This is a genomic window from Sphingomonas caeni (genome assembly GCF_026013415.1).
GTDB classification, from domain to species: Bacteria; Pseudomonadota; Alphaproteobacteria; order Sphingomonadales; family Sphingomonadaceae; genus Sphingomonas; species Sphingomonas caeni.
In genome coordinates this window covers 502,359-519,537 of sequence record NZ_JAPDOK010000003.1, presented here as the reverse complement: position 1 = coordinate 519,537, position 17,179 = coordinate 502,359, and the positions used below count along the sequence as shown (strand labels likewise).

15 protein-coding genes and 1 tRNA gene are annotated in these 17,179 nt (G+C 66.4%); 10 read left to right on the top strand and 6 right to left on the bottom strand.

The annotated features are described in order from the left end of the window. Position 1 precedes the first annotated feature (1 nt). Positions 2-78 (bottom strand) — tRNA-Asp (locus OF829_RS11100). 45 nt (positions 79-123) lie between these two features. Continuing rightward, positions 124-1,260: an AI-2E family transporter gene (locus OF829_RS11095; protein ID WP_264940192.1), complete on the bottom strand. Its 1,137-nt coding sequence runs from the start codon at positions 1,258-1,260 to the stop codon at positions 124-126. Positions 1,261-1,565: 305 nt separating this feature from the next. Here OF829_RS11095 and OF829_RS11090 point away from each other — a divergent pair, with 305 nt between their 5' ends. The 4 genes from OF829_RS11090 to OF829_RS11075 all read left to right on the top strand — a co-directional run bounded on the left by OF829_RS11090 (position 1,566) and on the right by OF829_RS11075 (position 6,282). Beyond that, positions 1,566-3,002 (top strand): PI-PLC domain-containing protein, encoded by a 1,437-nt coding sequence (locus tag OF829_RS11090; protein WP_264940079.1) that lies wholly within the window; start codon positions 1,566-1,568, stop codon positions 3,000-3,002. A 32-nt stretch (positions 3,003-3,034) separates the two neighbouring features. Further along, the gene (locus OF829_RS11085; RefSeq protein ID WP_264940078.1) at positions 3,035-4,510 is read left to right on the top strand and encodes a glycerol kinase; all 1,476 of its coding nucleotides are present in this window, start codon (positions 3,035-3,037) and stop codon (positions 4,508-4,510) included. Beyond that, positions 4,507-5,490: a glycoside hydrolase family 26 protein gene (locus OF829_RS11080; RefSeq protein ID WP_264940076.1), complete on the top strand. Its 984-nt coding sequence runs from the start codon at positions 4,507-4,509 to the stop codon at positions 5,488-5,490. The genes OF829_RS11085 and OF829_RS11080 overlap by 4 nt, the downstream gene beginning before the upstream one ends. Before the next feature lie 69 nt (positions 5,491-5,559). Next, positions 5,560-6,282, top strand: a complete 723-nt coding sequence (locus OF829_RS11075; RefSeq protein ID WP_264940075.1) for an SIMPL domain-containing protein — start codon at positions 5,560-5,562, stop codon at positions 6,280-6,282. A gap of 4 nt (positions 6,283-6,286) precedes the next feature. Here OF829_RS11075 and OF829_RS11070 read toward each other — a convergent pair whose 3' ends face one another. Genes OF829_RS11070 through OF829_RS11060 form a run of 3 tightly spaced genes read right to left on the bottom strand, consistent with a single transcriptional unit; the run spans position 6,287 to position 8,626 of the window. Then, positions 6,287-6,604: a type II toxin-antitoxin system RelE/ParE family toxin gene (locus tag OF829_RS11070; RefSeq protein WP_264940074.1), complete on the bottom strand. Its 318-nt coding sequence runs from the start codon at positions 6,602-6,604 to the stop codon at positions 6,287-6,289. Then, positions 6,601-6,840, bottom strand: a complete 240-nt coding sequence (locus OF829_RS11065) for a type II toxin-antitoxin system ParD family antitoxin (RefSeq protein WP_264940073.1) — start codon at positions 6,838-6,840, stop codon at positions 6,601-6,603. The genes OF829_RS11070 and OF829_RS11065 overlap by 4 nt, the downstream gene beginning before the upstream one ends. Before the next feature lie 40 nt (positions 6,841-6,880). After that, positions 6,881-8,626, bottom strand: coding sequence for a class I adenylate-forming enzyme family protein (locus OF829_RS11060; RefSeq protein ID WP_264940072.1), 1,746 nt, complete (start codon positions 8,624-8,626; stop codon positions 6,881-6,883). A gap of 140 nt (positions 8,627-8,766) precedes the next feature. Between OF829_RS11060 and OF829_RS11055 the strand changes: the two genes are divergently transcribed. The 6 genes from OF829_RS11055 (at position 8,767) to OF829_RS11030 (ending at position 16,173) form a co-directional block, all read left to right on the top strand. Continuing rightward, on the top strand, positions 8,767-9,990 hold the full coding sequence (locus OF829_RS11055) for a serine hydrolase domain-containing protein (RefSeq protein ID WP_264940070.1): 1,224 nt from the start codon (positions 8,767-8,769) through the stop codon (positions 9,988-9,990). Positions 9,991-10,007: 17 nt separating this feature from the next. Beyond that, on the top strand, positions 10,008-12,035 hold the full coding sequence (locus OF829_RS11050) for a 3-hydroxyacyl-CoA dehydrogenase NAD-binding domain-containing protein (RefSeq protein ID WP_264940069.1): 2,028 nt from the start codon (positions 10,008-10,010) through the stop codon (positions 12,033-12,035). A 97-nt stretch (positions 12,036-12,132) separates the two neighbouring features. After that, positions 12,133-13,290: an acyl-CoA dehydrogenase family protein gene (locus tag OF829_RS11045; protein ID WP_264940068.1), complete on the top strand. Its 1,158-nt coding sequence runs from the start codon at positions 12,133-12,135 to the stop codon at positions 13,288-13,290. A gap of 3 nt (positions 13,291-13,293) precedes the next feature. Beyond that, positions 13,294-14,400 carry an acyl-CoA dehydrogenase family protein gene (locus OF829_RS11040; RefSeq protein WP_264940067.1) on the top strand — a complete coding sequence of 369 codons (1,107 nt, stop codon included), beginning with the start codon at positions 13,294-13,296 and terminating at the stop codon, positions 14,398-14,400. 94 nt (positions 14,401-14,494) lie between these two features. After that, the gene (locus tag OF829_RS11035; RefSeq protein WP_264940066.1) at positions 14,495-15,388 is read left to right on the top strand and encodes an acyl-CoA thioesterase; all 894 of its coding nucleotides are present in this window, start codon (positions 14,495-14,497) and stop codon (positions 15,386-15,388) included. Further along, positions 15,385-16,173, top strand: a complete 789-nt coding sequence (locus OF829_RS11030) for a dienelactone hydrolase family protein (RefSeq protein WP_264940065.1) — start codon at positions 15,385-15,387, stop codon at positions 16,171-16,173. Before OF829_RS11035 ends, OF829_RS11030 begins: the two co-directional genes overlap by 4 nt. A 147-nt stretch (positions 16,174-16,320) precedes the next feature. Here the strand turns inward: OF829_RS11030 and OF829_RS11025 are convergent, their stop codons facing one another. Beyond that, a complete protein-coding gene (locus tag OF829_RS11025; protein WP_264940064.1) occupies positions 16,321-17,037 on the bottom strand; it encodes a TonB-dependent receptor in 717 nt (238 codons plus the stop codon). Positions 17,038-17,179 lie beyond the last annotated feature (142 nt).

Genomic DNA, 17,179 nt, shown 5'->3' with positions numbered 1-17,179 from the left:
ATGGCGCGAGTGACGGGGCTCGAACCCGCGACCTCCGGCGTGACAGGCCGGCGCTCTAACCAACTGAGCTACACCCGCTTGAACCAGCGAGGAGGCGGCCACTAGCCGCGCCTCATACCCCTGTCAACCGGATTGGTCCCGGCTGCCGAAACGCCGGAACCGCCCGCCCTCGCGCTCGCCCACCAGCGTGCCGTGTTCGAACAGGAAACCGGCGATATCGGGCTTGCCCGCGGCGTTCACCACCGTCTGGATGATGATCAGCAGCGGCACCGCGAGCAGCGCGCCGGTGGTCCCCCACACCCACCCCCAGAAGCTCAGCGAGATCAGGATCATGATCGGGCTGATCGTCAGGCGGTGACCGACGATCAGCGGGGTGACCAGATTGGCCTCGAGCAGATGCGCACCGATCATGATCACCGCCGGGGCGAGCGCCCAGCCCAGCTCGTCGAAGCTCATCAGCCCGCCAAGCGCGAGCAGGATCGCCGCCATCACCGGTCCGAAATAGGGGATGTAGTTGAGCAGCGCGACGAGGCCGCCCCACATCAATGGCGTCGGCATCCCCATCAGCCACAGCGCGCCGGCGACGATCAGGCCGAGGGTCAGGTTGATCAGCGTGATCGTGCCCAGATAGGCCGAGGTATCGTCGACCACGTCCTGGATCACCCGCGCGGTCGCCATCGCCCCGCCGAAGCTCGAGCGGCTGGTGATCGCGCGGCGGCGCAGCCGCGTCCAGCCGGACAGGAAGAAATAGATGACGAGGATCGCGAAGAACATCTCGATCAGCGCCGACGGCGCCGAGGTGGTGAACAGGTCGATCAGCGAGGTCGGCGGCGGCGCGGCCTGCTGCGCGGGCTGCTGGATCGGGCCCGAAGCGAAGTTGCGCAGCGTCTTGTTCACCCATTGCTCGAGGCTCGAATAGAAATCGATCAACGGCGCGAGGTTGTGCTGGATATCATCGACCTTGTCGGGCAGCTCGCGCACCCAGGCCCAGGCCGGCACCACGATCGAGGCGAGCGCGACATTGGCGGCCGTCAGGAAGATCAGCACGCAGGTGAAGGCGGCGAGCCCGGCGGGCACGCGGTGCCGCTCGAGCCATTCGAGCAGCGGCACCAGCGCGATGGCGATGACGATCGCGGCGGTCAGCGGCAGGAAGAACTCGCTCCCGGCCCTCAGTGCGAACGGCAGTGCGAGCAGCAGCCCGATCCCCGCCATCAGGGTGAGCGACGCCATCAGCCGGTCGCGGCGCTGGCCGTCGCCCATATTCTCGGTAATCTCGGGCGCGGCCGGCTCGGCGGGCGGCGCAGTGCCCGTCGCGGCCGCCGCCGCAGCGGCCAGCCCTTCGGCCCGGAGTTCGCCTGTCGGTTCTGCTTTGTCTGCCACGTTACCACTCCCGCCTGGCCACTCTAGGGCGAGGGGAACGTTCTAGCAACGGCTTGACTGGCCCACGGTCCTCAAGCGAACAAAACTTCCCTATCCGATAGTAAACTTCGTTCCTGCATTCCCTATTCTTCAACATCGATACAATATCGTCCACGAAACGATTTCCGACGTTGAAAGGATGCTCCGTGGTCGCCAAGGGCGTGGATTTCTGGTTATATTCGGATCAATGGGGCCGTCGCATCGACGTGCACGCGCCCGCGATCAAGTACACGAACAAACAGAACTTCCGGCCGGACAATCCGGGCAACCTGCAGATTTCGTCGAAGAATATTCCCGGTTTCACCAACTATACCGGCAGACTCGAATTCATCGTCCACCGCAACAACGGCAGGGAGTTCGTCGAGATATTCCGGAAGCACGAGGACATCAGCTCCTATACCGGCAATCTTCAGGGCGGCCCGATGAGCAACATGTTCAACACGCCGCCGATGCTCGGTCCCTATCTCGACGTCAGCTGGGGCCTATTCGATGCCGGCTCGACCCAGCACGGGCTCCGCAACCAGCACCGGCTCTATGTCTACGTCACCCAGCCCCATCGGCGCTGGATGGAGCGGCTCACCGGTCACAACCGGCAGACCGCGACCGCTCCCTTCTCCCGCTGGGTGCTGCCCGGGTCGCACGATGCGGGCATGTTCGACATGCGCGCGGTCAGGAAGATCCTGAGCAGCGCCGCGCTCTCGAAAGCCCTGATCGGCACGATTCAGGTCGTTCCGATCCTCGGCCCGATCATCCTCGCCCTCGGCGGCAACAAGATGATCGCACGCGCGCTCGCCAATCTCGCAATGACCCAGAAGGACGATATCCGCACCCAGCTCGATATCGGCATCCGCTATTTCGATTTCCGCCCCGGCATCATGCATCCCGCGCTCCGGGCCTTCACCCCGAACGTGCGCTACCACCAGCACGGGATGATCCCCGGCTGCCCCTATATCGAGTTTCTCGAGGAGGTGCTGAAGTGGCTGGCGCACAACGACCGCGAGATCGTGGTGGTCAGCGCCAACACCCAGGGCTTTTCGGCCGAGGCGATGGAGCCGAGCGCCGCCGACCTGAGGAACGACCTGCAGGCGGCGCGCGAGAAGACCGGCGTTCGGGACATCAAGGACGGCACCCGGGCGGATCTCGACCGCAGCTATGACGAGCTGATCAGGAGCAAGACGCGGCTGATCTTCCTCAACCAGATCGAAGGCGAGACGCGCAAATATGATAGCTACAACGGCGGATACGCCTCGGTGCACCCCGACAACATCATCTACGCCTTCGAGCGCATCCAGCGGGAGATGCCCGCGGGAATGGACTATGTCGTGATGCAGATGCAGCTGACCGCAACCGGTGCGACGGGTGTCCTCGGCCCGGCGATCTTCACGAGGAGCGACGCGAGCTCGCCCCTGCTCGGGACCAAGCCGGACGCGGACAATATCACCAATCCCTGGCTGCGCCGTAACCTCACCCGGCTGCCGCGGAATCACCTGATCGTGCTGCTCAACGATTTCGTCGACAATTGCATGGTCGATACCGCGATCGACATGACCGACAGGCGCAACGGTGGCCCCGTAATCCGGTAGCAACGCGCCGTTCTCGCGGCTAGCGTAGGCACATGGGAGAGACACTGCTCGTCATCGACGAAGGGACTACGTCCACGCGCGCGATGCTGTTCGCGGCGGACGGGACGGTGCTTGGATCGCAATCGGCGGAACTGACGCAAAGCTACCCCGCTCCCGGGCTGGTCGAGCATGACGCGGCCGAGATCTGGGGGAAGTCGCTCGCCTGCGCCCGCGCGATGGTCGAGAAGGCGGGCGGACCGGACCGGATCGCGGCGATCGGCATCACCAACCAGCGCGAGACGATCGTCTTCTGGGACAAGCTGACCGGCGAACCGCTCGCCCCCGCGATCGTCTGGCAGGACCGGCGCAGCGCCGAGATCTGCCGCAAGCTCAAGGAGGCGGATGAGGAGCCCGGCGTGCAGGCGCGCACCGGCCTGCTGCTCGATCCCTATTTCAGCGGCACCAAGATCGCCTGGGCGATGGCCAATTGGCCGCAATTGAAGGAGGCCGGCGACCGGCTGGCGCTCGGCACGATCGAGAGCTGGCTGGTGTGGAAGCTCACCGCCAATGAAAATAGGGGCGGCCTCCACGTCACCGATGCAACCAACGCCTCGCGCACGCTGCTCATGGGGCTGGGCAGCGGCGCCTGGAGCGACGGTCTTGTCGACATGTTCGACGCCCCCCGCGACGCGCTGCCCGAAATCGTCGATTGCGCCGGGCAATTCGGCACAACGTCGCTCTTCGGCGGCGAAATCCCGATCTGCGGGCTCGCGGGCGACCAGCAATCGGCGACCATCGGCCAGTCCTGCCTCGCCAAGGGCGAGACCAAGGCCACCTACGGCACCGGCGCCTTCGTCCTCACCAACGCCGGGACCAGCCCGCCAACCTCGAAGAACCGCCTGCTCGCCACCGTGTTGTGGCAGCTGAACGGCCGCCGCACCTACGCGCTCGAAGGATCGGTGTTCGTCGCGGGCAGCCTCGTCCAGTGGCTCCGCGATTCGGTCAAGCTGATCGAGCGTGCCGACGAGACCGAGGGCCTCGCCCGCTCCGTCGAAGACAATGGCGGCGTCTATCTCGTCCCCGCGCTCGCCGGGCTCGGCGCCCCCTGGTGGCATCCCGAGGCGCGCGCCGCGATTACCGGCCTCAGCTTCAACTCGGGCCGCGCGCATATCATCCGTGCCGCGCTCGAGGCGCAGGCGCACCAGAGCCACGACCTCAAGACCGCCTTCGCCGCCGACGGCGCCGATTGGGGCCGCCTCCGCATCGACGGCGGCATGATCGCCAACGACTGGATCGCGCAGGACCTGGCCGACATGCTCGCCCTCCCCGTCGACCGCCCCGATTTCACCGAGACCACCGCACTCGGCGCGGCGATGCTCGCGGGGGTGGGCCGCGGTCTGTTCCAGGATCTGGAGGCCGCCAGCGCGATGCGCGGCAAGGTGAAGACCTTCGAACCGCAAATGCCCGCCCCTACCCGCGAGGCCCGCCTTGCCGGCTGGTCGCACGCAATCCTGAAAGTCGTCGAATGAAGCTTACCCGTCGCGAAACATTGGTCGCCGCCGCCGCGCTCGGCCTCACCGCCGCCGCGCCTGCGCCGCCCCGGCTCAGCAACCCGAACGCCGCCGCCGCCGCGCGCAGCCTCTATGAGCGTCTCTGGCGCGTCTATGGCCGCTACACGCTCAGCGGCCAGCAGGAGAGCTTCTGGCGGCCCGAGGGGCCCACGGTCGAGCTCGACTATATCCACAAGCTCTCGGGCCAGCTCCCCGCGGTGCTGGGCCTCGACTATATCGAGCCCCACGATCACCTCGCCACCAACGAACGCGCCGCGCGCTGGTATGAGAGTGGCGGGGTGCCGACGATCTGCTGGCATTGGGGCGTGCCCACCATCGGCACTGGCTACGAGAATTCGAAGAAGGACTGGGACGTCGCCGCCGCGCTCAAACCCGGCACCCCCGAAAATACCGCGATGATGCGCGACATGGAGCATATCGCCGATCTGCTCGCCGCCCTGCGCGACCGCGGCGTGCCGATACTGTGGCGCCCCTATCACGAGTTCAGCGGCGACTGGTTCTGGTGGGGCAAGCATGGCCCCGAGGCGTTCAAGGCGCTGTGGAAGCTGATGTACGATCACTTCACCCGGGTGCGCGGGCTGAACAACCTGATCTGGGTGCTCGGCTGGGCGGGCCAGAATGTCGATCCCGCCTATGATCCGGGCCGCGCTTATTACGATATCGCCGGCGCCGACATCTATGTCGAGGATCACGGCAATCTCGCCCCGATGTTCGCGCAGGTGAAGGCGATCGTCGGCGACAGCGTGCCGATCTGCCTCCATGAAAACGGTCCGATCCCCGATCCCGCGACGCTCGGCCCCAAGGCCGACTGGCTCTATTTCCTCACCTGGCACACGCGCTGGATCATGGACGGCAAGCTCAATACCGAGGACGAGATCAAGCGCTTCTTCAATGCCGAACGCTATCTCAGCAAGGACGAATGGGCGGCGATGCGCTGAGCGTCGGTTCATCCGCTGTTCATCTACAAGGCCAAAATATGGCGGCGTAGAATTTGAACGGAGAGCGAGATGGGCAAGGCGGCAATCGGATTGGTGTCACTGGCAAGCCTGGCTCTTGCGGGATGCGGCGTCCCCGGCCAGCAGGGCGGCCCCAACGGGCTGGAGCGCGGCGAGACCCTGCTCCAGGTCAGCGCCACCGGCCAGGCCGAAACCAAGCCCGACGAGGCGAATATCTCGGTCGGCGTCTCGTCGATCGGCGCCACCTCAGAAGCCGCGACCGAGACCAACAACCAGAAGATCAATGCGGTGGTGGGGGCACTCAAGGCATTGGGCGTCGCCGAGGCGGACATGCAGACCCAGCAGCTCAGCGTCTCGCGGATCGGCTATGGCGCCAACCGCAACAAGTTCGAGGCGAGCAACACGATCACGATCCGCATCCGCGACGTGAGCAAGGCCGGCGCCGCGATCCAGGCCGCCACGCGCGCGGGCGCCAACCTCCTCTCGGGCCCGGACCTGCGCGTCTCCGATCCCGAAGCCGCGAACAAGGGCGCCTATGCCGCCGCCTACAAGACCGCGCGCGCCCGCGCCGACACCTATGCCGAGGCCGCGGGGCTCAAGGTGGTGCGCGTGCTGGTGATCCGCGACGGCGGCGCGGGCGCGCCTCCGCAGCCGATGGTGGCCTATGAGTCCGCCGACATGGTCGCTCAGCGGGCTGCCCCACCCCCGGTCTTCGCGGGCAGCGACCGCTCGCAGGTCAGCGTCAGCGTCGATTTCGCGCTGGCGCCGAAATAGCGCCTTAGCTTCGAAGATTGGCGGGGATGTCGCGCATTGCGTGGAGGACGCGCAGGATCTCGATCCGGTCGTCAAACGCGAGATAGAAGATCGAATAAGGGAAGCGCTTGACGAGACTGTGGCGCAATCCCTCGATGCCGAGTTCACCTGCGTAGCGTGGCGATCCCACGCCCGGGTCTCGGGCGATGGTCCGATATTGGTGTTCCAGGGCGGTGGCGAAGCGGGCGGCAACTGCGACACCAGCTTCTTCGCGATAGAACAGCACGGCAGACCGTATGTCCCGCTTGGCTGCGGGATATACGTTCAGTCGCCTGTTGCTCACTCCAGAATGTCGCCCCGAGCGAGCGCGCGCAATTCGTCGAAATAGCTTTGATCGACCGTTTCAGCCGGGCCGGACGCCGCGCCCTCGAGGATCAGCGCCCGCAACTGCTCGCGGTCCCGGTCACGTCGAATCAGCTCGCGGACATACTCACTGCTAGTGCCATAGCCGCGCCCGGTCACTTGCTGATCCACGAAGGACTTGAGCGTTTCCGGCAGCGAGATGTTCATGGTGCTCATGAACCAAAGATAGGGCCAATGGCAAAAATTGGCAAGAACCTCAAGCCGCCTCCTCCACGAACAGCCCCTTCAGATCCTTCTTCAGGATCTTCCCGTTGGCGTTCCTCGGCAGCGTCTCCGCGACGAACCGCACCGCCACCGGCACCTTGAACCCCGCGAGCCGCGCGCGGACCCAGTCCTGCAGTTCGGCCTCGCTCGCGTCCGTCCCTGGCGCCAGATGCACCACCGCCGCGGGCTCCTCGCCCAACGTCTTGTGCGGAATGCCGATCAGCGCGCAGTCGGTCACCGCGGGGTGGGCGTAGAGCACGTCCTCGACCTCGATCGAGTAGATATTCTCGCCGCCGCGGATGATGATGTCCTTGGCGCGGTCGACGATATAGAGGAACCCGTCCTCGTCCACCCGCGCGAGGTCGCCGGTGCGGACCCAGCCGTCGACGAAGGTTTCGGCGCTCGCCTCGGGCTTGTTCCAATATTCCTTCACCACCATCGGCCCCTTGGCCCAGAGCTCGCCCACCTCGCCGATGCCCAGCTCGCGGTCGCCCTCGACGGACTTGATCTTGAGTTCGGCGACCGCGACGGGCGGGCCGGCGCTGGTGGGGCGGGTGAGATAGTCCTCGCCGCTATGCTGGGTGACGGTCGCGGTGGTCTCGGTCATGCCCCAGCCGTTTCCGGGGAGCGCGCCGAACTCCTCATAGATGCGCCTGACCAGCTCGGGCGCCGAGGGCGCCCCTCCGTACGCAATCGTATCGAGGCTGGTGAGGTCGTACTTCGCGCGGTCGGGATGCTCGAGCAGCTGCCACGCGATCGTCGGTACGCCGCCGGTCTGGTTGACCTTCTCGCGCTGGATGATCTCCATCGCCAGGACGGGATCCCATTTGCGCATGAACACCATGGTGCTGCCCGCAGCGATCAGCGTCATCATCGCCGCGCTCGATGCGGTCACATGGAACAAGGGGATGACGAGCAGCACCACCTTGGGATCGGGCACCGCCGGGGGCGTCTCCCCCCGCCGCAGCATCGCGCGGCCCACCGTGAAGCCGCTCGACATGATATTGGTCACGAAATTGCGGTGCGTGCCGAGCGCGCCCTTGGGATTGCCGGTGGTGCCGCTGGTGTAGAAGATCGTCGCCTCGTCGTCCGGCGCCACATCGGCGTCGGGCAATCCGATGTCCGACAGCCCGGCCCAGTCCATCGGCCGCCCGATCAGCACCTCGAGCCGGCTCACCGGCGCTTCTATCTCGCCCTTGGCGCGCGCCACGATCACCCGCTCCAACGCGGGCATCCGGGCATAGCCGTCCTTCAGCCGCTCGTGCCGCTCGCCATCGACGAACAGCAATTTCGCGCCCGAATCGTTCATCGCATATTCGATCTCGCCCGCGGTCCACCATGCATTGAGCGGCACCATGATCGCACCGATGCTCACCGCCGCGAAGAAGATCACCGGCCATTCGGGCAGGTTACGCATCGCCAGCGCGACGCGGTCGCCCTTCCCCACCCCCATCTCGCGCATCTTCGCCGCCAGATGGCTCACCGCGCGGAAATTGGCCTCATAGCTGACGCGCTCATCCTCATAGATGGTGAAGGTCCGGTCGCCATAGGCGCGTGCCAGCTGGGTCAGGATGCGCAGCGTCGGCGGCGCATTCTTCCAGACCTTGGTCTCCACCCCGCGGATCACCGCCGTCTCGGTTTCGAAGCGCGCGCCGGGCGCGGTCAGCAGCGCTTCGCATTCGGCGAGCGACCGCGCGGGCCATGCGGGGTCGAGCGGCACGATCGGTTCGGCTGACAAGCGGCATCACTCCATTTCATATGTCGGGTTTGCCCCGAGCTCATGATTCCTGTTCGAACTAGTGTTGATTCAAGGCGCGCTCAAGGCAATAGGGGATCGCACGAGCGAATGCAGATTCGAACGCGGGGTATGGAGTAGCGATGAAAACCGCCAAGCCGGAAGCACTGGGTTTCGAAAGCGGCCGGCTGGAGCGCCTCGATGCGTTCATGAAGGCGCGGTATCTCGACACGGGGCTGTTGCCGCACGCCCAGATCCTCGTCGCCCGCAACGGCGAAATCGTGCATTTCAGCCACCAGGGCCCGGCCCGCGAGGGCGGCTCGCCGGTGGACGAGACTACCCTGTTCCGCATCGCATCGATGACCAAGCCGGTCACCTCGATCGCCTTCATGATGCTGCTCGAACAAGGGCTGGTCGCGCTCGACACCCCGGTCCATCACGTCCTGCCCGAGCTGAAGGGCATCGGCGTCTATGACGGCGGCGGCGCGGGTGTCCCGTTCAAGACCAAGCCGACCGCCGAGCCGATGCGGATGGTCGACCTGCTCCGCCACACCTCGGGCCTGACCTACAGCTTCCAGAACCGCTCCAACATCGATTTCGCCCATCGCGAGGGAAAGATCGAGAATTGGTGGGGCAATCTCGATCTCGACGGCTTCGTCGCCGCGCTCGGCAAGCTCCCGCTCGAATTCTCGCCCGGCACCGCCTGGAACTATTCGGTCTCGACCGACGTGCTCGGCCTCGTCGTCCAGCGCATCGCCGGCATCCCCCTCGACCGTTTCTTCGAGGAGCGCATCTTCATGCCGCTGGGGATGCACGACACCTTCTTCGCCGTCCCCGCCGGCAAGCTAGACCGCCTCGCCGATTGCTGGACGATCGCACCGGACGGCAAACGCGTGATGTACGATCGCGGTGCCGAAAGCCTGTGGGCGACTCCGCCTACCCAGGTCTCGGGCGGCGGCGGGCTCGTCTCCTCGGCGCTCGACTATCACCGCTTCAATACGATGCTGCTGAACGGCGGTGCGCTCGACGGCGCGCGGATCGTCAGCCGCAAGACGATCGAGCTGATGACGATGAACCACCTGCCCGGCGGTTCGGACCTGGCTTCGATGTCGACCTCGCTGTTCAGCGAGACCACCAATGCCGGGGTTGGCTTCGGCCTCGGCTTCGCGGTCACGATGGACCCGGCCCGCGCGCTGCTGCCCGGCTCGGCGGGCGAATATTATTGGGGCGGCATGTTCTCGACCGCCTTCTTCGTCGATCCGGTCGAGCGGATCACCATGGTCTTCATGACCCAGGTCTCGCCCTCGACCATCTTCACCATCCGCCGCGAACTCAAGACGCTGATCTATTCGGCGCTGAACGACTGACCCTCAGGAGTAGAGATATGACCTCGCCCATCACCACCGCCCGCCACGGCGACGTCCTCGTCATCACCTCGGACAATCCGCCGGTGAACGCGCTCGGCGCCGCGGTGCGCCAGGGGCTGCAGGCCGGGATCCAGGAAGCCGCGGGCGATGACTCGATCAAGGCCGTGATCATCACCTGCGCAGGCAAGACCTTCTTCGCGGGCGCCGACATCACCGAATTCGGCAAGCCGATGGCCGAGCCCGGCCTACCCACGCTCGTCGATCAGATCGAGGCGCTCGACAAGCCGGTGATCGCCGCGGTCCATGGCACCGCGCTCGGCGGCGGCTGCGAGGTCGCGCTCGCGTCGCACTACCGCATCGCGGTGCCGAGCGCGAAGTTCGGCCTGCCCGAGGTCAAGCTCGGCATCCTGCCCGGCGCGGGCGGCACCCAACGCCTGCCGCGCGTCGCCGGGGTCGAGTTCGCGCTCGAGCTCGCCGCCAAGGGCGATCCCGTCTCGGCCAAGGCCGCGCAGGCCGCCGGGCTGGTCGACCGGCTCGCGGGCGAGGACAGCCTGCTCGCCGACGCGCTCGCCTTCGCCAATGAGGTGGCAGATGCCCGCCCCCTGCCCCGCGCGAGCGAGAAGCCGGTCAGTGCCGATCCGGCGGTGTTCGAGGCCTTTCGCGCCACCAACGCCAAGCGCTTCCGCGGCTTCGAGGCGCCCGCGACGATCATCGACCTGATCGAGCGCACCTCGACCCTGCCCTATGCCGAAGGCGTCGTGCAGGAACGCAACGACTTCATGAAGCTGATCATGGGCGTCCAGTCCGCCGCCCAGCGCCACATCTTCTTCGCCGAGCGCAAGGCGAGCAAGATCGACGGCATCGCCGACGACATCGCCCTCAGGCCCATCAACAAGGTCGGCGTGATCGGCGCCGGCACGATGGGCGGCGGGATCAGTATGAACTTCCTGTCGGCGGGCATCCCCGTCACCATCGTCGATATGCAGCAGGAGGCGCTCGATCGCGGCACCGGCGTGATGCGCAAGAATTACGAGGGCAGCGCCGCCAAGGGCCGGATCAAGCCCGAACAGGTCGATCAGGCGATGGGGCTGCTCACGCCCACCCTCAACCTCGCCGATCTCGCCGACTGCGACCTGATCATCGAGGCCGTCTATGAGAGCATGGACGTCAAGAAGGACATTTTCGGCAAGCTCGACGCCATCGCCAAGCCCGGCGCGATCCTCGCCTCGAACACCTCGTATCTCGACATCAACGAGATCGCCGCGAGCACGCAGCGACCGGGCGACGTGCTCGGCATGCACTTCTTCTCGCCCGCCAATGTCATGAAGCTGCTGGAGGTCGTGCGCGGCGACAAGACCGCCGACGATGTCCTCGCCACCGTCATGGCGCTCTCCAAGAAGATCAGGAAAGTCGCCGTCGTGGCGGGCGTCTGCTACGGCTTCATCGGCAACCGCATGCTCATCCCGCGCCAGATGGAGGCGATGAAGATGCTGCACGAGGGCGCCACTCCGCAGCAGATCGACCAGGTCCATGTCGAGTTTGGCATGCCGATGGGTCCCTTCCAGATGAGCGATCTCGCCGGCGTCGATATCGGCTGGCACCGCGACCCGACGCGCATCGAGAATATCCGCGACGCGCTCGCCGCCGAGGGCCGCTGGGGGCAGAAGAAGGGCGCGGGCTTCTACGACTATGACGAGAAGCGGAACCCCTCGCCCAGCCCCCGCGTGGCCGAGATCATCGCCGATTTCCGCGCCAAGACGGGCACGCCCCAGCACGAAATCACCGAGGACGAGATCATCGTCCGCACGCTCTACACCATGGTCAACGAAGGCGCGCTGATCCTCGCTGAGGGCAAGGCGCAGCGGGCTTCCGACATCGATGTGGTGTGGATCTACGGCTATGGCTGGCCCGTCTATCGCGGCGGCCCGATGTTCTGGGCGGACACGGTGGGGCTGAAGAAGATCGTCGAGGGGCTGGAGAAATACGGCTTCGAGGTGGCGCCGCTGCTCCGCGAGAAGGCGGAGAAGGGCGAGCGGTTCAACTAACGGTTCGTCATCCCGGCGAAAGCCGGGACCCAGAGCCACGAAGCAAATCGCCTGTAACCCTGGGTCCCGGCTTTCGCCGGGATGACGGAGGGATGATATGGAAGACCTCGACCAATTCCGCCTCGAAACCCGCGCCTGGCTGGAGGAAAATTGCCCGGCCTCGATGCGCGAACCGGTGCGCTCCGACAAGGACGCCACCTGGGGCGGCCGCAACCCCGTTTTCGCCCACCCCGACCAGAAAGTCTGGATGGACCGCATGGGCGCACGCGGCTGGACGGTGCCCGATTGGCCCGCGGCCTATGGCGGCGGCGGGCTGAGCGCGGCCGAGACCAAGATCCTGCGCGAGGAAATGGCGCGGCTGAAATGCCGCAACCCGCTCAACAGCTTCGGCATCTCGATGCTCGGGCCGGCGCTGCTGAAGTACGGCACCGAGGAACAGAAGCTCGAGCATCTCCCCAAGATCGCCCGCGGCGAGATCCGCTGGTGCCAGGGATATAGCGAGCCCGGCGCCGGCTCGGACCTTGCCGGGCTGCAGACCAGCGCCGAGGATGCCGGGGATCATTTCATCATCAACGGCCAGAAGGTCTGGACCTCGTACGCCGACCAGGCCGACTGGATCTTCTGCCTCGTCCGCACCGACAAGACCGTCAAGCAGGCCGGGATCAGCTTCCTCCTGTTCGACATGGCGAGCGAGGGGGTCAGCACCAGGCCGATCCTGCTGATCAGCGGCTATTCGCCCTTCTGCGAGACCTTTTTCGACAATGTGAAGGTCCCCAAGGCGAACCTGCTCGGCGAGCTCAACAAGGGCTGGGACGTCGCCAAGTTCCTGCTCGGGCACGAGCGCGAGATGATCTCGGGCTTCGGCCTTGCGGGCACCGGGGGCGATCCGCTGATCGAGGCGGCGCGCTTGGGGCTGGATCCGATCCTCCGCGCCCAGATCGCGCTGTTCGAGGTCCGGTCAAAGGCGTTCGGCGCAATGTCGGAAAAGTTCATCGATGAGCTCAAGTCCGGCAAGGCGCATCCCGCCCAGCCTTCGATGATGAAATATTACGGCACCGAGCTGAACAAGGCCCGGTACGAGCTGATGATGGCCGCGGGCGGATCGGACGCGCTCGAATGGGAGAGCGGCGCCTCGAACCACGGCCACGCCGCTCGCGCCTGGCTGCGCACCAAGGGCAATTCGATCGAGGGCGGGACGAGCGAGGTCCAGCTCAACATCGTGGCCAAGCGCATTCTCGATCTTCCCGGAGCCTGATTCATGCCCCTGTACCTCACCGACGATCAGGCCCTGCTCCGCGACACCGCGAAAGAGTTCGTCGCCGACGCCGCGCCCGTCTCGCACATGCGCGCACGCCGCGACGCTAACGACGCCACCGGATTCTCCCGAGACCTGTGGAAGTCCTTCGCCAAAATGGGCTTCACCGGCGTCATCATCCCGGAAGCGGACGGCGGCCTCGGCCTCGGCCATGTCGAGGCGGGCACCATCCTCGAGGAAATCGGCCGCAACCTCTCGCCCTCGCCCTTCCTCGCCACCGCGGTCGCGGCGGTCGAGGCGCTCAAGGGCAGCGCGAGCCGCGAGCGCTGGTTCCCCGGCATCCTTTCGGGCGACACCGTCGCCGCGCTCGCGATCGACGAGCGGTCCAAGCATGACGGCAAGGTCACGATGAAGGCCGAGCGCAGCGGCAACGGCTTCCGCCTCACCGGCGCCAAGCAGTTCGTCACCCACGGTCATGTCGCCGACCTGCTGATCGTCGCCGCGAACACCGGCCACGGCACCACGCTGTTCGCGGTCCCGAACGACGCCAGGGGCCTCACCGCCACCCCCGAACGCCTCGCCGATGCCAGCATCGCCGCGCGCCTCGCCTTCGACGGCGTCGAGGTCGATGCCGACGCGGTGATCGGAGAGGTCGACCAGGGCGACGCCCCCCTCGCCCGCCTGCTCTCCGCGGGCCGCACCGGCGCCTCGGCCGAGATGCTCGGCGTAGGCGGCGGCGCGATGGACATGACCGTCTCCTACCTCAAGGAGCGCAAGCAGTTCGGCGTGCCGATCGGCAGCTTCCAGGCGCTCCAGCACCGCGCGGCGCATCTCTACAGCGAGATGGAGGTCGCCCGCGCCGCCGTGCTCAAGGCCCAGCAATTGCTCGATTCGAGCCAGGACGCCACCGAAGCCGTCGCCGTCGCCAAGGCGATGACCGGGCTCGCGACAGCGCTCGCGGTGCAGGAAGGTGTGCAGATGCATGGCGGTATCGGCATGACCGATGAATATGATATAGGTTTCTATATGAAACGCGCCCGAGTCCTGGCCGAGATGTTCGGCGACACCAACTTTCACGCGAACGCGCTGGCGGAGGCGGCCGGATACTAACCCACCACCGTTCGCCCTGAGCTTGTCGAAGGGCAGTCCTTCTTCGGAAGAAAGAGCGGTGCTTCGACAAGCTCAGCACGAACGGATTTGAGGAATGGCTGACTCTCCCCCGGAACGCGCCGCCACGCCCGAGGCGCAGGTCGAGCAGTTGATCGAGCTGCTGACCGTCGAGGAGATCGACACCGATCTCTATCGCGGTGCGCGCCAGCCCGGCGGGGTCGGCCGCGTGTTCGGCGGACAGGTGATCGCGCAGGCGCTCCAGGCCGCGCAGCGTTCGGTTGAGGACGATAAGGCCGCCCACTCGCTCCACGCCTATTTCATGCGCCCCGGCGACGAGGATCATCCGATCATCTACCGCGTCGTCCGCGATTTCGAAGGGCGCAGCTTCGCCAATCGCCGCATCATCGCGATGCAGAAGGGCAAGCCGATCCTCAACATGACGGCGAGCTTCCAGACCCCCGCGGAGGGCCTGCACCATCAGGACGCGATGCCCGACGTCCCCGATCCGGACCAGCTCCGCAGCGAACGCGAGCTGCGCGCGGAGATCCAGGATCAGGTCCCCGAAAAGCTCCGCCGCTTCTTCCTGCGCGCCCGGCCGATCGAGATCCGCCCGGTCAATCCGCGCAACTGGTTCAAGCCCGAGAAGCAGCCCGCCCTCCAGCACAGCTGGTTCCGCGTCGCCGCCCCGCTCCCCGACGATCCGTCGCTCCACCGCGCGATGCTCGCCTATGCCACCGACATGACCCTGCTCGGCACCTGCATGATGCCGCACGGCGTCAGCTGGATGCAGGGCAATGTGCAGACCGCCAGCCTCGATCACGCGGTGTGGCTGCACGAGCCGTTCCGCTTCGACGAATGGCTGCTCTACACCACCGACAGTCCCTGGTCCGGCCACACACGCGGCTTCAACCGCGGCCAGATCTTCAGCCGCGACGGGCGGCTCGTCGCCAGCGTCACCCAGGAAGGGCTGATCCGGCTCAAGGAATGATTGCGATCGCCGACTTCACGCGCCGCGACATGCGTTTCGCGGGCCGCACCAGGCCGGTGCTGTGCCTCGGTGAAGCCGGTCCCGCGGTGATCGTGATCCACGAAGTCTATGGCTTCACCGCGCCCCTCACCCGCTTCTGCGGCTGGATCGCCCAGGCCGGCATGCGCGTCTACGCCCCGATCCTGCGCGGCAGGCCGGACGACAGCAATCCGCAAAGGACCGGCCTGGCCGACATCCTCGAGCTCTGCGTCAGCCGCGAATTCACCCTGTTCCGCACCGGCCGTTCGAGCCCGGTGGTCGACTGGCTCCGTCCGCTGGCGAAACAGGCCCATGAGGAGTGCGGCGGTCCCGGTGTCGGGGTGATCGGCATGTGCCTCACCGGCGGCTTCGCGCTGTCGATGGCGGTCGATCCGGTGGTGCTCGCCCCCGTCCTCGCCCAGCCGAGCCTGCCGGTGCTCAACCATGATGCGCTCGACATCTCTCCCGCCGATCTCGACCGGGTCAAGGCGCGCGCCCGCGACGACGGCCTGACGCTGCGCGGCTATCGCTTCGAGAAGGACAGCCTCTGCCGCGCCGCCCGTTTCGAGACGCTCGAGCGCGAGTTCGGCACCGCCTTCACCGGCACCACCCTGCCCGACAGCGCCGGCAACCCCGGCGGCATGCACGCCGAGGGCAAGCCCGCGCACAGCGTCTTCACCCGCGACCTGATCGACGCCGCGGGCGAACCCACCCGCGCGGCCGCGGATGAGGTGATCGCCTTCTTCAAATCGAAGCTGGCCGCCTGAATCGGAAATAGCTGGCTGAATCGCCCCTTTTCCGTTCGGGCTGAGCCTGTCGAAGCCCGCCTCTCCACGAGCGCATCGCTCGCGGATAGCCGCCCTTCGACAGGCTCAGGGCGAACGGTGGGCGGTGCACAACCCAAGCCAAACTGCCTAATCCTTCGGCACCACGGTGAAGCTCGCCGGCAGGTACAGATACACTTCGGTCAGGCTCGCCCGGCTCCACTGCACCCGGCCCTGCAGCCCTTCGACCGTCACGCCATAGCCCGGCCCGAACTTGGCCGCGGCGGCATTGGCGCTGGCGGCGATCAGCCCGATGATCGGCTCGCGATACTGTTCGGGGTTGACCACCGAGAGCGACAGATCCTCGCTCGCCTTGATCTCCGCGCGCCCGACCGAGGGGACCGCCGCGATGAACTTGGCGAAGCGATCGAGCGCGGCCTTGGCGTCGGTACCGGGCGTCAGCGGCACCTTGATCAGGAAACTGGTGCTCTCGGTATCCTCGCGGTCGTCGTCCTTCGCCAGCGGCAGGTTGCGGTAATTGGCGAGCGTCAGCTGCTCGACCACGACATCGCCCGTCGCGAGCTGGACGCCATATTTGCCCGCCAGGTCGATCGCGCCCTTGATCAGCGCATAGATTTCCTCGCGCCGCTTGTCCGGATCGCGCGTGTCGCCGGTGACCGTGACGGTCTGGACCGCGAAATCCGCGGTGCGGCGCAGCGCCATGCTCGGCGCGGGGGCCGAGCTGTCATAATAGCCATTGCCGCGGATACGGCTGCCCGTGACCACGATTTCCTGATCCTGCGCGAAAGCGGGTGCGGCGGTGGTGAAAATGCCCAGCACGAGCAGGACCTTGAACAGCAAACGCATGGCATGTCTCCTCTCGCCCCCGAGGAGGAAGAGGCTGAGGCCATGGCCGTAACGAGTCAATCCGGTCGCACCCCACCCGTTCGTGCTGAGTAGAGACCGAGTAGCCGAAGGCGTAGCGAGGGCTCGTATCGAAGTACCGTGG